This window comes from Georgenia sp. Z1491, from assembly GCF_057652395.1.
In genome coordinates, this window is the sequence record NZ_CM172729.1 from 323,610 (window position 1) to 338,259 (window position 14,650).

At 71.1% G+C, this 14,650-nt stretch carries 13 protein-coding genes and 1 tRNA gene; 10 read left to right on the forward strand and 4 right to left on the reverse strand.

All coding sequences use genetic code 11. The features are described 5' to 3' along the window. Positions 1-128: 128 nt before the first annotated feature. From yidC to rpmH, 4 genes are read right to left on the reverse strand one after another with little or no spacing between them, the layout of a single operon-like run. Positions 129-1,289 carry a membrane protein insertase YidC gene (gene yidC, locus AC24HA_RS01470; RefSeq protein WP_425707258.1) on the reverse strand — a complete coding sequence of 387 codons (1,161 nt, stop codon included), beginning with the start codon at positions 1,287-1,289 and terminating at the stop codon, positions 129-131. Next, positions 1,289-1,720 (reverse strand): membrane protein insertion efficiency factor YidD, encoded by a 432-nt coding sequence (gene yidD, locus AC24HA_RS01475; RefSeq protein WP_463648060.1) that lies wholly within the window; start codon positions 1,718-1,720, stop codon positions 1,289-1,291. Before yidD ends, yidC begins: the two co-directional genes overlap by 1 nt. Positions 1,721-1,745: 25 nt before the next feature. Beyond that, entirely contained in the window at positions 1,746-2,153 is a 408-nt protein-coding gene (gene rnpA / locus AC24HA_RS01480) for a ribonuclease P protein component (RefSeq protein WP_487563567.1), read from the reverse strand. A gap of 24 nt (positions 2,154-2,177) precedes the next feature. Beyond that, positions 2,178-2,315 carry a 50S ribosomal protein L34 gene (gene rpmH, locus AC24HA_RS01485; RefSeq protein ID WP_425707255.1) on the reverse strand — a complete coding sequence of 46 codons (138 nt, stop codon included), beginning with the start codon at positions 2,313-2,315 and terminating at the stop codon, positions 2,178-2,180. A gap of 381 nt (positions 2,316-2,696) precedes the next feature. Between rpmH and dnaA the strand changes: the two genes are divergently transcribed. The 10 genes from dnaA (at position 2,697) to AC24HA_RS01535 (ending at position 14,570) form a co-directional block, all read left to right on the forward strand. Beyond that, positions 2,697-4,178 carry a chromosomal replication initiator protein DnaA gene (gene dnaA / locus AC24HA_RS01490; protein ID WP_425707254.1) on the forward strand — a complete coding sequence of 494 codons (1,482 nt, stop codon included), beginning with the start codon at positions 2,697-2,699 and terminating at the stop codon, positions 4,176-4,178. Between the two features lie 434 nt (positions 4,179-4,612). After that, positions 4,613-5,740 (forward strand): DNA polymerase III subunit beta, encoded by a 1,128-nt coding sequence (dnaN, locus tag AC24HA_RS01495; RefSeq protein WP_425707253.1) that lies wholly within the window; start codon positions 4,613-4,615, stop codon positions 5,738-5,740. Between the two features lie 25 nt (positions 5,741-5,765). Next, positions 5,766-6,692: a phosphogluconate dehydrogenase (NAD(+)-dependent, decarboxylating) gene (gene gnd / locus AC24HA_RS01500; protein WP_425707252.1), complete on the forward strand. Its 927-nt coding sequence runs from the start codon at positions 5,766-5,768 to the stop codon at positions 6,690-6,692. After that, a complete protein-coding gene (gene recF / locus AC24HA_RS01505; protein WP_425707251.1) occupies positions 6,693-7,946 on the forward strand; it encodes a DNA replication/repair protein RecF in 1,254 nt (417 codons plus the stop codon). Continuing rightward, positions 7,943-8,614, forward strand: a complete 672-nt coding sequence (locus AC24HA_RS01510) for a DciA family protein (RefSeq protein WP_425707250.1) — start codon at positions 7,943-7,945, stop codon at positions 8,612-8,614. The genes recF and AC24HA_RS01510 overlap by 4 nt, the downstream gene beginning before the upstream one ends. 216 nt (positions 8,615-8,830) lie before the next feature. Further along, positions 8,831-10,954, forward strand: a complete 2,124-nt coding sequence (gene gyrB, locus AC24HA_RS01515; RefSeq protein WP_425707249.1) for a DNA topoisomerase (ATP-hydrolyzing) subunit B — start codon at positions 8,831-8,833, stop codon at positions 10,952-10,954. A 157-nt stretch (positions 10,955-11,111) separates the two neighbouring features. Beyond that, entirely contained in the window at positions 11,112-13,667 is a 2,556-nt protein-coding gene (gene gyrA / locus AC24HA_RS01520; protein ID WP_425707621.1) for a DNA gyrase subunit A, read from the forward strand. Then, the gene (locus tag AC24HA_RS01525; RefSeq protein WP_425707248.1) at positions 13,664-14,164 is read left to right on the forward strand and encodes a DUF3566 domain-containing protein; all 501 of its coding nucleotides are present in this window, start codon (positions 13,664-13,666) and stop codon (positions 14,162-14,164) included. The genes gyrA and AC24HA_RS01525 overlap by 4 nt, the downstream gene beginning before the upstream one ends. Before the next feature lie 128 nt (positions 14,165-14,292). Next, positions 14,293-14,366: transfer RNA gene (locus tag AC24HA_RS01530), tRNA-Ile, on the forward strand. A gap of 36 nt (positions 14,367-14,402) precedes the next feature. Further along, entirely contained in the window at positions 14,403-14,570 is a 168-nt protein-coding gene (locus AC24HA_RS01535; protein WP_425707247.1) for a DLW-39 family protein, read from the forward strand. Positions 14,571-14,650 lie beyond the last annotated feature (80 nt).

Below are 14,650 nucleotides of genomic sequence, written 5' to 3' on the forward strand. Positions count from 1 at the left end.
GTGCCGGCAGCGTTGTTCTCGGTGGTGAGGTCGTTGGTCACGGTGTGCTCCTTCGTCCGACGCCCGATCCGGGCGCGTGCCAGGTGGTGCGTCCGCGGCGGGAGCGACTCCCTCGCGGTCGCGAGATATCAATTCTTCTTGGACCCGCCGGCGGATCCGCCCTCGCGCTTCCTGCGCTTCTCCGCGGCGAGCCGGCGCTCCGCCTGCCGCCGCTCGTACCGCTTCTGTGCGCGTTCCGCCGCGGTCAGGCCGTCCTTGCCGCGGACCTCGAACTCGTCCTCGTCGGAGTCCGCGGTGGTCTCCGCCGTCGTGCCGGCAGCCTCGCTCCCGCGCTTGGGCTGCGGCTGGCGCTGGCCGGCCGTGGGGCTGCGCCGCAGCGTCGGCGTCTCCTCCTCGAGCGGTGGGAGACCCTTCTTCGCACGCTTGGCGTTCTTCTTCTCGAGCATGGCCTTGTGCGCGTCGGACCCCGGCGTGGGCTGACGCTTGATCGTGTAGAACTGCTGACCCATCGACCACAGGTTCGAGATGAACCAGTAGATGAGGACACCGATCGGGAAGTTGACGCCCGTGACGGCGAAGACGACGGGGAGGATGTACAGCAGGATCTGCTGCTGCCGGAACATCGGGCTCTCCATCGCCGCGGGCGGCATGTTCTTCATCGTCAGCTGGCGCTGCGTGAAGAACGTGGAGAGCGACATCGCGATGATGAGGATGACCGTGACGATCCGGACCGCGGTGACGTCCGCATCGAGGTTCGCGGCGCCGTCCCCGAACGTCTGCATGAACGTCGAGGAGATCGGCGCGCCGAACAGGAGCGAGTTCTCGGCCTCGACCGCGCGTTCCTGGGTGAGCGGGCCGATCGCGTCCGAGGTGCCGGCGGCGATGTTGTCGAGCGAGTTGAGCACCGAGAACAGGCCGAAGAAGATCGGCATCTGCAGCAGCAGGGGGAGACAGGACGCGAACGGGGACGTGCCGGCGTCCTTGTAGAGCGCCTGCATCTCCTCCTGGAAGCGCTGCCGCGACGCCGGGTCCTTCTTGTTCTTATACTTGTCCTGCAGCTTCTTCAGCTCCGGCTGCACGAGCTGCATCGCCCGCGAGGCGCGGATCTGCCGGAAGAACAGCGGGATGATGAGAATGCGGACCACGACCGTGAGGCCGACGATCGAGATGATCCAGGCCCACCCGGGGCCCTCGGGCAGACCGATGGCGACGGCGCCGTCGTGGATGAGCACCATCACCCAGGCAACCGCCCACCTGATCGGCGCGAGAATGGTGTCGAAGAAGCCCATCAGCTCGGTTGCTCCCTGTGGTCCTGCGGCGAGCTGTCGCCCGCCCCTCGTTCGGTCTCCCTGAGGGTAGACGCACCGGCGGTGCCGGTCGTCATCGGGTGCTCGGGGGCACCCTCCGGGGTGTGGTGAGTCTCCTCACCCGCACTCGCCGGACCGGGCTGCGTCGGACCTGGCTCCGTCGGATCAGGCAGGGGGACCCGCCGTCCCACCCAGGCCCCGCGCTCCGGCACGTGGTCCACCCCGCCCTTCGACCAGGGATTGCACCGCAGCACACGCCACACCGCGAGCAGCAGTCCTTTGCCCGCTCCGTGCGTGCGCAGGGCCCCGACGGCGAACGCCGAGCACGAGGGGTAGTACCGGCACGTGGGCGGAAACCAGGGGGACACGACCAGCTGATAACCCCGCACCAGCTTGAGCAGCAGCCAGGTCAGCGGTCCGATCCGCCGCCCGGCGGACTCATCCATCGGTCGCCGGCGACGGCGCCGCGGACGCGCGCGGCGCAGACGACTCGGACCCGCGCGACGCTGCCGGGGGACGCCGCCGCTCCAGCTTGCGTGCGGTCGACCTGAGCGCCCGGTCCAGGTCGGCGCCGAGCTGCGCGGAGGTCGCCTGCGCGGCCCGCGGGAGCGCCCGCACGACCACGTGCGTGCCGCGCTCGATCGAGGCCAGACGCTCCGACATCAGGTGGCGCAGCCTCCTCTTGACCCTGGTGCGCACGACCGCGCCGCCCACACCCTTGGAGACGACGAAGCCGACGAGGACTGCGTCCTCGTCGGCGGTCGGCCGTCTATGGACGACGAGCCGGTCGGTGCCGGCCCGCACGCCCTTCCGGACGGTCGCGGTGAAGTCCTGCCCGCGGCGCATCCGGTGGTGCGCCGGGAGCACGGCTCAGGCGGAGAGCTTCGCGCGACCCTTGGAACGGCGCGCCGAGAGGATGGCGCGGCCCGCGCGGGTGCGCATCCGCAGACGGAAGCCGTGCACCTTCGACCGGCGGCGGTTGTTCGGCTGGAAAGTCCGCTTGCTCACGGCTCTACCCCTGACGTTGCTCGAGAAACTGACTGGCCCTGGAGGATCCGACCCCCGCGCACAGGCCTGGGACAGGCGCGCGCACGGGCCCGACCACGGGCCCAGGAATGAGTGGTGTCCACAGCAGTGGACGCCTCAGGTTACGGGCGTCGCCGCATCGTGGTCAACGGCGGACGGGCGTGACCTGTGGAACGTCGTCATCCACCGATGCGTCCGAGCGGCAGGTGGCCGGAGCGCACGAACCGCACGAGAGTGCGGCCGCCGGGCCGGGGGCAGATGCGCACAACTGTGGACAAGTATGTGGATGTGGCCGTTCCGTGACACAGTAAGGGACCCGCCCGGCACCGGTCGGGCGACAGGCGCGCAAGGAGTGGGGTGGGCGTGGCGACATCCATCGCCGAGGCATGGCAGCTCGCGGTCTCTCAGCTCTCGGACAGCGGGGACATCCGCCCGGCCCAGCTGGCCTTCGTCCGTCAGGCGCGCGCGCTGGGGATCATCGACGACACGCTGCTGCTCGCCGTCGGGTCCGACCTCGCCAAGGACTACCTCGAGATGCAGGCGCGCGAGCAGATCGTCGCCGCGATGTCCCGGGTCCACGGCAGCAAGGTGCGGTTCGCGGTGACCGTCGACCCCTCCTTGCTCGACGAGCCGACGCCGCAACGCCCCGTGGTCACCGAGCTCCCCGTCCCACCGAGCGCGGCGACCCCTGCTCGCCCGCCGTCCACCGGGACGGCCCCGGCGCCCGAGGAGACGCCCGCCCGCAGCGCGCCCGACCGTTCGTCGCAGAGCCGCGGCACGTCGTCGGTCGAGGACAACGGTGACCAGGCCTCCCGGCTCAACCCGAAGTTCACCTTCGAGACGTTCGTGTCCGGGTCGTCCAACCGGTTCGCCCACGCCGCGGCGACCGCCGTCGCGGAGTCGCCGGCGAAGGCCTACAACCCGCTGTTCATCTACGGCGGCTCGGGCCTGGGCAAGACCCACCTCCTGCACTCGATCGGCCACTACGCGCGCAACCTCTACCCGGGGATCCGGGTGAGGTACGTGAACTCCGAGGAGTTCACCAACGACTTCATCAACTCCATCCGGGACGACAAGGCGGAGTCGTTCCAGCGCCGGTACCGCAACGTCGACGTCCTGCTCATCGACGACATCCAGTTCCTCGGCGGCAAGGAGCAGACGGTCGAGGAGTTCTTCCACACGTTCAACACGCTGCACAACGACTCCAAGCAGGTGGTCATCACCTCGGACGTCGCTCCGAAGCAGCTGAGCGGCTTCGAGCAGCGGCTCGTGTCCCGCTTCGAGTGGGGTCTGCTCACCGACGTCCAGCCGCCCGACCTCGAGACCCGGATCGCCATCCTTCGCAAGAAGGCCGAGAACGACCGGCTCGACGCCGCGCCGGAGGTCCTGGAGTACATCGCCTCGCGCATCTCGACCAACATCCGCGAGCTCGAGGGCGCGCTCATCCGGGTGACGGCCTTCGCCAACCTCAACCGGCAGCACGTCGACCGGCCGCTCGCCGAGATGGTCCTCAAGGACATCATCACGGACCCGGAGAGCGAGGAGATCACGCCGAGCCTGATCATGGCGCAGACGGCGGACTACTTCTCGATCTCGCTGGACGCCCTCACGTCGGCGGACCGCTCCCGCGTCCTGGTCACCGCCCGCCAGATCGCCATGTACCTCTGCCGCGAGCTCACCCCGCTGTCGCTGCCGAAGATCGGGCAGCTGTTCGGCGGCCGCGACCACACGACGGTCATGCACGCGAACCGCAAGATCAAGGACCTCATGGCGGAGAAGCGCCAGGTCTACAACCAGGTCTCCGAGCTCACGGCCCGCATCAAGAACCGGGCGCGCGAAGGGTGACCTCGGCCTCGGTCGTGCGCTCACGGACGGTGTGGACCGGTCTGTGGTTCGTCGGTGGACGACCGCGGTCACGATCGTGGACGAGCTGGGGACGACCGACCGCGCTCCGTGGACGGACGAATGACATCCACGGACCGTGTCATTCGTCCACGACGTCCTCCGCAGGACGATCCACATGAATGACAAGCCTCTGACCTGGCCCGACGACGAGAATCCCCAGGATCCACAGGTGCTATGACGATGACGAACCCTAGATCTCGGACTTTGTGGTTCATCAGCCCATGCCCAGGTGCCCCTGCCCGACCCACGACGACCGTCCCGTTCCCGGAGAGCTCCTCCCGCCGACCGCTGCACGCGCTCGAGCACGTAAGGTGTGCCGTGCGCCGCACCCCGTCCATGGAGAGCGCGGAAGTCTTGAGAGAAAGTGATCTACCGTGAAGTTCAGGGTTGACCGCGACGTCCTGGCCGAGGCCGTGTCCTGGACGGCGCGCTCGCTGCCGGCGCGTCCTCCCGTCCCCGTCCTGGCCGGCGTGCGCATCGAGGCCGCCGACGGCCAGCTGACGCTTGCGACGTTCGACTACGAGATCTCGGCGCGCTCCGTCGTCGAGGCCGAGGTCGAGACGGCGGGCACGGTGCTGGTCGTCGGACGCCTGCTCGCGGACATCTGCCGCGCCCTTCCCGCGCGGCCGGTCGACGTCGAGGTCGACGGCACCCGGGTGACCCTGACCTGCGGCGCCTCGCGCTTCACGCTGACCTCCATGCCCGTCGAGGAGTACCCGGCGCTCCCGGCCATGCCGGACAAGGCCGGCACCATCGACGCCGACGTCCTCGCGCAGGCCGTCGCCCAGGTGACCACCGCCGCCTCCCGCGACGAGACGCTGCCGCTGCTGACCGGCGTGCGTGTCGAGATCGAGGGCGACTCCATCACCCTGCTCGCCACCGACCGGTACCGGCTCGCGATGCGTGAGCTGCCGTGGCACCCGGCCGGCGACGACGTCTCCGCCGTCGCGCTGGTGCGGGCCCGCACGCTCTCCGACGTCGCGAAGTCCCTCACCTCGGCCGGTGCGGTCGAGGTCGACCTGGACACCTCCGGCGCCGGCTCGCTGATCGGGTTCGAGGCCGGCGGCAGGCGGACCACCTCGCTGCTGGTCGACGGTGACTACCCGCCCGTGCGCCGCCTGTTCCCCGACGAGACGCCCACCCACGCCGTGGTCGACGCGGCCGAGCTCATCGCCGCCGCGAAGCGCGTGAGCCTCGTCGCGGAGCGCAACACCCCGATCCGGCTCTCGTTCACCGAGGGACAGGTCGTGCTCGAGGCCGGTCAGGGCGACGACGCGCAGGCGTCCGAGGCGCTCGAGGCGACGCTGGTCGGCGAACCGATCACCACGGCGTTCAACCCGGTCTACCTGCTGGACGGGCTGGGCGCGCTCACGCGACCGCTGGCCCGACTGTCCTTCACGCATCCGTCGAAGCCGGCCACGCTCACGGGCCAGGACGAGCCCGACGGCGAGGACTCGAGCGAGTTCCGCTACCTGCTGATGCCCATCCGCTTCGCCGGCTGAGCAGCCGGCCGGTCAAGGAGTAGCCATGCACCTCGGGATGATCGGCATGGGCCGCATGGGCGGCAACATGGCCGAGCGGCTCCGCGCGGCGGGGCACACCGTCATCGGGTACGACCAGGACCCGGCGCTGTCCGACGTCGACTCGCTCGCCGCGCTCGTCGATGCGCTGCCGGCCCCTCGGGCCGTGTGGGTGATGGTCCCCGCGGGCGACCCGACGCGGGCGACCCTCGACGAGCTGTCCGAGGTGCTGTCCGAGGGTGATCTCGTCGTCGAGGGCGGCAACTCCCACTTCGAGGAGGACCGTGCGAACGCCGCGAGGCTGGCCGAGCGCGGCATCCACTACGTCGACACCGGCGTCTCGGGCGGCGTCTGGGGCAAGGACGTCGGCTACGGACTCATGGTGGGCGGCTCGACGGAGGACGTCGAGCGGCTCATGCCGATCTACGAGGCGCTGCGCCCCGAGGGTCCGCGTGAGGAGGGCTTCGTGCACGCCGGACCGGTCGGCGCCGGCCACTTCACGAAGATGGTGCACAACGGCATCGAGTACGGCCTCATGCAGGCCTACGCCGAGGGCTACGAGCTCATGCACGCCCACGAGGACCTCGTCGACGACCCCGGTGCGGTGCTCAACGCCTGGCGCCGCGGCACCGTGGTGCGTTCCTGGCTGCTGGATCTCATGGTGCTCGCCCTGGAGGACGACCCCGACCTCGACGCCATCCGCGGATACGTGGAGGACTCCGGCGAGGGGCGGTGGACGATCGACGCGGCCATCGACGCCGCGGTCCCGGTCCCGGCGATCTCGGCGTCGCTGTTCGCCCGGTTCACCTCGCGCCAGGAGGATTCCCCGGCGATGCGGATGGTCGCGGCCATGCGCAACCAGTTCGGTGCGCACGCCACCAGGCCCGCCGAGGACCCTGCCGGTGAGCCCCCGGTGGGTCCCGCGGCGAGCTAGGTGCGGGTCACGGACCTCGCGCTGAGCGACTTCCGCTCCTACCGCGAGCTCGTGCTCACCCTTCAGCCGGGTGTCACTGCGTTCGTCGGCCCGAACGGCCAGGGCAAGACGAACATCGTCGAGGCGGTGGGCTACCTGGCCACGTTCAGCTCCCACCGGGTCGCCGCGGACACGGCGCTCGTGCGCCGCGGGACGCCCGGCGCCGTGGTCCGTGCCAAGGTGCGCGACGACGAACGGGACACGCTCCTCGAGGTCGAGATCATCGCGGGCCGGGCCAACCGCGCCCGGCTCGATCGTCACCCCGCCCGGCCGCGCGACCTGCTCGGGCACCTGCGCCTCGTCGTCTTCGCCCCGGAGGACCTCGAGCTCGTGCGCGGCGACCCGTCCGGTCGGCGCCGGTTCCTCGACGACCTCCTCGTCCAGCTGCGGCCCCGCCTGTCGGAGGTGCGCCAGCGCTACGAGCGCGTCCTGCGGCAGCGGGTCGCGCTGCTGAAGTCGGCCGGCGCCGCGGCGCGCGCGGGGAGGAGCGTCGACCTGTCGACCCTGGACGTGTGGGACGCCCAGCTCGCGGAAGCGGGGGCGGAGATCGTCGCGGCTCGTGCCGATCTCGTCGCGCGCCTGCGACCGCACGTGGCCGCTGCCTACGGGGACGTCTCCGGTGGACAGGGCGAGGCCCGCATCGACGGCCGGTACTCGCTCGTCGGCGCCGAGGGCGGGCCGGAGCCGGACGCCGCCGTGCTCGCCGGTGTCACGGGACCCGAGACGATCGACGACGACGCCGGACGCCTGGCGCGGCGCGGCGCCGAGGACGTCGAGGAGGGCCTCACGGACCGGACGGCCGTCGCCGACCGGCTGCTCGCCGCGCTGGAGGAGGCCCGCCCGAAGGAGGTCGAGCGGGGCGTGTGTCTCGTCGGTCCGCACCGGGACGACCTCGCGCTGGCCCTGGGCCCGTTGCCGGCACGCGGGTATGCCAGCCACGGCGAGTCGTGGTCCTACGCCCTCGCGCTGCGGCTCGGCGCCTGGCGGGTGCTGCGCGACGCCGCCCGGGAGAGTGGTGGGGGAGACCCGGTCCTCGTCCTCGACGACGTCTTCGCCGAGCTCGACTCGCGCCGGCGCAGCCGCCTCGCCGGCATGGTCGCCGAGGCCGAGCAGGTGCTGCTCACGGTTGCCGTCGACGAGGACGTGCCGGGGGAGCTGGGGGGTACGCGGATCGACGTCGCGGACGGGACCGCGACCGTGCGAGGGGCCCGATGACGAACGACGACGAGCTCGACGACGACCCGCCCGCCTCGCCGGACGCGCTCGCCCACGCGGTGCTCGCCCGTGCGCGCGCCGCCGCCTGGGACAAGGGGCTGCGCACCACGCCGGCGCCCCGGCACATCAGGAGCCGGGAGGACACGGACGCGCTCGACGACGCCGGGGAGGACATCGTCCCCGGGGGCAGCGCAGTCAGCGGCGCAGGGGGCCAGGACGACGCCGCGGACGGGACCCCCGGACGGCGCCGCTCGCCGTGGCGGCCGGGCCCGGGCCTCGGCTGGGCCGGGTCGGGCTCGTCGCCGTCGAGGCGAGACCCGCAGCCGTTGGGCCGGATCGGTGCGCAGCTCGTGCGGCGGCGGGGCTGGGGCCGCGAGCTGTCCCTGGCCTCGGTGGTCTCGCGCTGGCGCGAGATCGTCGGTGACCAGGTCGCCGACCACTGCGCCGTCGAGACCTTCGCCGACGGCGAGCTCGTGCTGCGCACCTCCTCGACGGCGTGGGCGACCCAGGTGCGGCTCCTGCTTCCCCAGCTCGAGCGCCGCATCGAGGAGGAGACGGGCGCCGGCACCGTCTCCTCGATCACCGTCCTGGGCCCCGGCGGACCCAGCTGGAAGCACGGGCGGTTCGCCGTCCGCGGGGGTCGAGGGCCCCGGGACACCTACGGCTGACGTCGGGCAGCACGCCGCGGATCGCACGTGGGTGACACCACCCCACAGGCTGTGGACACAGCCTGTGGATGATTGGGCGGGAAGGGCTGTCCACGGTAGAATCTCACGACCCGTCCGGCGCAGTCCGGGGCATCGCGCCCCGGGGCCGGACACGTGGCGACGAGGGGGCGGTCAGCCTCCCCGTCGTCGCCCGAGAGCCGAGGAGAACCGTCGACCGTGGCAGCAGATCGCAGCGCAACCTCCCCCGAGCACGCCTTAGACGGGACGGACGCAGCTGCACCAGGCGCCCCGTCGACGCCCGGCCCCGCACCGGACGCGAGCACCGGTGCCACGGGCTCCGGCGGGCAGTACGGGGCCCAGAACATCCAGGTCCTCGAGGGTCTGGAGGCCGTCCGCAAGCGACCGGGTATGTACATCGGCTCCACCGGGCCCCGCGGGCTGCACCATCTCGTCTACGAGGTCGTCGACAACTCGGTGGACGAGGCCCTGGCCGGTCACGCCGGCAACATCGCCGTCACCCTGGGTGGCGACGGGTCGGTGACGGTGGTCGACGACGGGCGAGGCATCCCGGTCGACCTGCACCCGACCGAGGGCAAGCCCGCCGTCGAGGTCGTCCTGACGGTGCTGCACGCCGGCGGCAAGTTCGGCGGCGGCGGGTACGCCGTCTCGGGCGGGCTGCACGGCGTCGGCGTCTCGGTCGTCAACGCGCTCTCCCACCGGCTCGAGGTCGAGGTGCGCAGGGACGGTTCCGTCTGGCGGATGTCGTTCGTCGACGGGGTGCCGACCGGCCCGCTCGAGAAGGGCGAGGCGACCGACGCCAGCGGGACCACCGTCAGGTACTGGCCCAACGCCGACATCTTCGAGACCGTCGACCACGACTACGAGACGCTGCGCTCGCGGCTCCAGCAGTACGCCTTCCTCAACAAGGGCCTGCAGCTCACCCTGACCGACGAGCGCCCCGAGGCGGTCGACTCCGGGGACGAGGTCACGGGCGACGACGAGGGCACGGCCGACGACCCGGTCCCCGGCTTCCGCACGATCACGTACCGGTACGACGACGGCCTGGTCGACTACGTCAAGCACCTCAACTCGGCCAAGCGGGTCGACGTCGTGCATCCCGAGGTCATCGCCTTCGAGTCCGAGGACCGCGAGAAGCGGATCTCCCTCGAGCTCGCGATGCAGTGGACGAGCGGCTACAGCGAGTCCGTCCACACCTACGCCAACACGATCAACACCACCGAGGGCGGTACCCACGAGGAGGGCTTCCGGTCCGCGATGACGTCGGTCGTCAACAAGTATGCGCGCGACCACGGGCTGCTGAAGGACAAGGACGACAACCTCACGGGCGACGACGTACGGGAGGGGCTGACCGCCGTCATCTCGATCAAGCTCGGCGAGCCCCAGTTCGAGGGGCAGACGAAGACCAAGCTCGGCAACACCGAGGCCCGCACCTACGTGCAGTCCCAGGTGTACTCCCAGGTCACGGACTGGCTCGACCAGCACCCCAACGAGGGCCGGGACGTCATCCGCAAGGCCCAGTCGGCCGCGGCCGCACGCGTCGCCGCGCGCAAGGCGCGGGAGGCCACCCGCCGCAAGACGGTCCTGGAGTCGGCCTCCATGCCGGGCAAGCTGAAGGACTGCTCGAGCAAGGACCCGCGCGAGTGCGAGATCTTCATCGTCGAGGGTGACTCGGCGGGCGGGTCCGCGGTCGGCGGCCGGGACCCCAGGATACAGGCGATCATGCCGATCCGCGGCAAGATCCTCAACGTCGAGAAGGCGCGCCTCGACCGGGCCCTGGGCTCGGAGACGATCCGCAACCTCATCACCGCGTTCGGGGTCGGGGTCGGCGAGGAGTTCGACCTCGACAAGCTGCGGTACCACAAGATCGTCCTCATGGCCGACGCCGACGTCGACGGCCAGCACATCGCGACCCTCCTGCTCACCCTCGTGTTCCGCTACATGCGCCCCCTGCTCGAGGGCGGGCACATCTACCTCGCGCAGCCGCCCCTGTTCCGCATCAAGTGGACGAACGCCGCGCACGAGTACGTGTACTCGGACAAGGAGCGCGACGCCGTGGTGGCCGACGGCCTGGCCAACGGCAAGCGCCTGCCCAAGGAGAAGGACGGGCCGATCCAGAGGTACAAGGGTCTCGGCGAGATGAACGACTCCGAGCTGTGGGAGACCACGATGAACCCGGACACCCGCACCCTCAAGCAGATCACCCTGGGGGAGGCCGCGGCCGCCGACGAGATCTTCGCGATCCTCATGGGGGAGGACGTGGAGCAGCGCCGCGGGTTCATCCAGCGCAACGCCCACGACGTCCGCTTCCTCGACATCTGAACCGCCGCGGGCCCGCCCACCACCGGGCGGGCCCCGGCACACGGCCGCGCACCGCCGTCGCGGCCCGCCACCCTCTGGCACACCAGCCGACCGAAGGACACCAGTGAGCGAGACACCCGAGCATTCCGGCGTGACGCAGGTCGACCTGCAGGACGAGATGCAGCGCTCGTACCTCGACTACGCGATGAGCGTCATCGTCGGGCGCGCCCTGCCCGACGTGCGCGACGGCCTCAAGCCGGTCCACCGCCGGGTGATCTACGCCATGTACAACGGCGGCTACCGTCCCGAGTCCGCGTTCAGCAAGTCCACGCGCGTCGTCGGAGACGTCATGGGGACGTTCCACCCGCACGGTGACGGCGCCATCTACGACACGCTCGTCCGCCTCGTCCAGTCGTGGACCATGCGCTACCCGCTCGCCGCCGGCCAGGGGAACTTCGGCTCGCCCGGTGACCAGGGTGCGGCCGCCCACCGGTACACCGAGGTGCGCATGGCGCCGCTGGCCATGGAGATGGTCCGCGACATCACCTCGGACACCGTCGACTTCCAGGCGAACTACGACGGCCGGGACTCCGAACCGGTCGTCCTGCCGGCCCGGTACCCCAACCTGCTCGTCAACGGCTCCGAGGGCATCGCCGTCGGCATGGCCACCCGCATCCCGCCGCACAACATGCGCGAGGTCGCGGCCGGCATCCAGTGGTACCTGGAGAACCCGGAGGCCTCCAAGGAGCAGCTCCTCGGCGAGCTCATGCAGCGCATCAAGGGCCCGGACTTCCCGACCGGCGCCACGATCCTCGGCACGCGCGGCATCGAGGAGGCCTACCGCACGGGCCGCGGCTCGATCGTCCAGCGTGCCGTCGTCGAGGTCGAGGAGCTCGACGGCCGCACGTGCCTCGTCGCCACCGAGCTGCCCTACCAGGTCAACCCCGACCGGCTGCTGGAGAAGATCGCCGAGTCGGTCAGCGACGGCCGCGCCCCCGGCATCGCCGACGTGCGCGACGAGACCTCCTCGCGCACCGGCACGCGGCTCGTCGTGGTCCTCAAGCGCGACGCCGTCGCGAAGGTCGTCCTCAACAACCTCTACAAGCACACGCAGCTGCAGACGAACTTCCCGGCGAACATGCTCGCCCTCGTCGACGGCGTGCCCCGCACGCTGTCCCTCGACGGGTTCGTGCGCCACTGGGTGACCCACCAGCTGGAGGTCGTGCGGCGTCGCGCGCAGTACGAGCTCGGCGAGGCGCAGAAGCGCATGCACATCCTCACCGGCTACCTCAAGGCGCTCGACGCGCTCGACGAGGTCATCGCGCTCATCCGTCGCTCGCCAACCGCGGACGACGCGCGCACCGGCCTGATGGAGCTGCTCGAGATCGACACCGATCAGGCGGATGCGATCCTCGCCCTCCAGCTGCGCCGGCTCGCAGCCCTCGAGCGCCAGAAGATCCTCGACGAGCACGCCGCGCTGGCCGCGAAGATCGAGGACCTGCAGGACGTCATCGCGCGACCCGAGCGGCAGCGGACGATCGTCTCCGAGGAGCTGGCGGCCACGGTCGAGCGCTACGGCGACGAACGCCGCACGACGATCCTCCCGTTCGACGGCGAGATGACGGTCGAGGACCTCATCCCCCGGGAGGACGTGGTCGTGACGATCACGCGGGGCGGGTACGTCAAGCGCACCCGCACCGACTCCTACCGGGCACAGCGACGCGGCGGCAAGGGCGTGCGCGGGGCGCAGCTGCGGGAGGACGACGTCGTCGAGCACTTCGGGGTGACGTCCACGCACAACTGGCAGCTGTTCTTCACCACGCTCGGGCGGGTCTACCGCGCCAAGGGCTACGAGCTGCCCGAGGGCGGACGGGACTCCAAGGGTCAGCACGTCGCCAACCTGCTGGCGTTCCAGCCGGGGGAGTCGATCGCGTCGGTGGTCGACATCGCCGACTACCAGGCTGCCGACTACCTCGTCCTCGCCACCGAGCGCGGCCTGGTGAAGAAGACCCGACTGTCCGACTACGAGTCGGCCCGCCAGGGCGGCCTCATCGCCATCAACCTGCGGGAGGACGGCGACGGCGAGCCCGACCGGGTGATCGCCGCGCGCCTGGTGAACGAGGGCGACGACGTGCTGCTCGTGTCCAAGAAGGGCCAGTCGCTGCGCTTCACAGCCACCGACGAGGCGCTGCGGGCGACCGGCCGCGCGACGTCCGGAGTCACGGGCATGAAATTCCGCGACGGCGACCACCTGCTGTCGATGGAGGTCGTCCACCCGGGCGACCAGGCCTTCGTCGTCACCGAGGGCGGCTACGCCAAGCGCACCGAGGTCGACGAGTACCGCGTCCAGGGCCGTGGCGGGCTGGGCATCAAGGTGGCCAACCTCGTCGAGGCGCGCGGCGACCTGGTGGCCACGCTCACCGTCACCGACGAGGACGAGGTGCTCGTCATCATGGCCGGCGGCAAGGTGGTGCGCTCCCGGGTGGACGAGGTCCGCCTGACCGGACGCAACACCCAGGGCGTCTCGTTCGCCCGCGTCGACGACGGGGACCGGATCATCGCAGTGGCGAAGAACGCCGAGCGGGAGGTCGCCGAGGAGGTCGAGCGTATCGAGGAGGCCGCGGGCGAGAGCGCCGGCGCCGGCACACCGTCCCCGGACGCGGCCGACGAGCGGGTAGCGTCTGGCGAGCAGGTGCCGGGGGACGGCGCCGACGACGACGGAGGTAACGCGTGAGCGAGGCATCGACCCGCGACGGAGGCCGGTCCCGCACCACTCCACCACCTCCGCCCGAGGACCAGGCGTCCGCCCGGTCGGGTGGTGGCGCCGCCCGGGCCTCCGGAGGGGGAGGACGGCCTGCCGGGCGGTTCGCCGGGGCGCGCACCGCGCGTCTCACGCTGGCCCGGATCGACCCGTGGTCGGCGATGCGCCTGTCGTTCCTGCTGTCGATCGCCGCGGGCATCATGCTCGTGGTCGCCGTGGCCACCGTGTGGTTCGTGCTCGACCAGATGTACGTCTTCTCGGAGATCGAGGAGCTCCTGGCCACGATCGGATCGGCCAGCTTCCTCGAGCTCATGCAGCTGCTCGAGTTCGACCGCGTGATGTCTCTCGCCGCGATCATCGCGGTGCTCGACGTCCTCCTGCTCACCGTGCTCGGTGCGCTGGCGGCGTTCCTCTACAACCTCGTGGCGGCGCTGGTCGGCGGCCTGTCGGTCACCTTCACAGACGACTGACGCCCCCGGTCGCCGAGCGTGCGGGAACTCACCACGTGCGCGTCCCTCACGAGTTGGGTAGCGGCCGGGGAGTGGGCTAAACTCGCACGTCGGCGCGCCGTGCGTGTCGAGCCCGCTCAGCCGGGCACGGGCCTGTAGCTCAGTCGGTTAGAGCGCTTCCCTGATAAGGAAGAGGTCGATGGTTCGAGTCCATTCAGGCCCACTGTCCCACCCACGCTCGAGGCACCGGAGGACGTCCATGAAGAAGGTTCTGATCGTTCTTGCGGCCGCGGTGGCCGGGTACGCCGTCTGGATCAAGGTGCAGCAGGACCGCGAGGAGCGGGCCATCTGGGCCGAGGTCACGGACGACCCCCACCCCGCCGAGGGCCCCGGCCCCAACCCGCAGTCCGGGGCGACCGAGGGCTGACCGAGCACCATCCGCCGGTTCCGACCGGCGGCATCCGCGACGAGTAGTCTCGTCGCACGGCCCGACGACGAGTCGGCCGG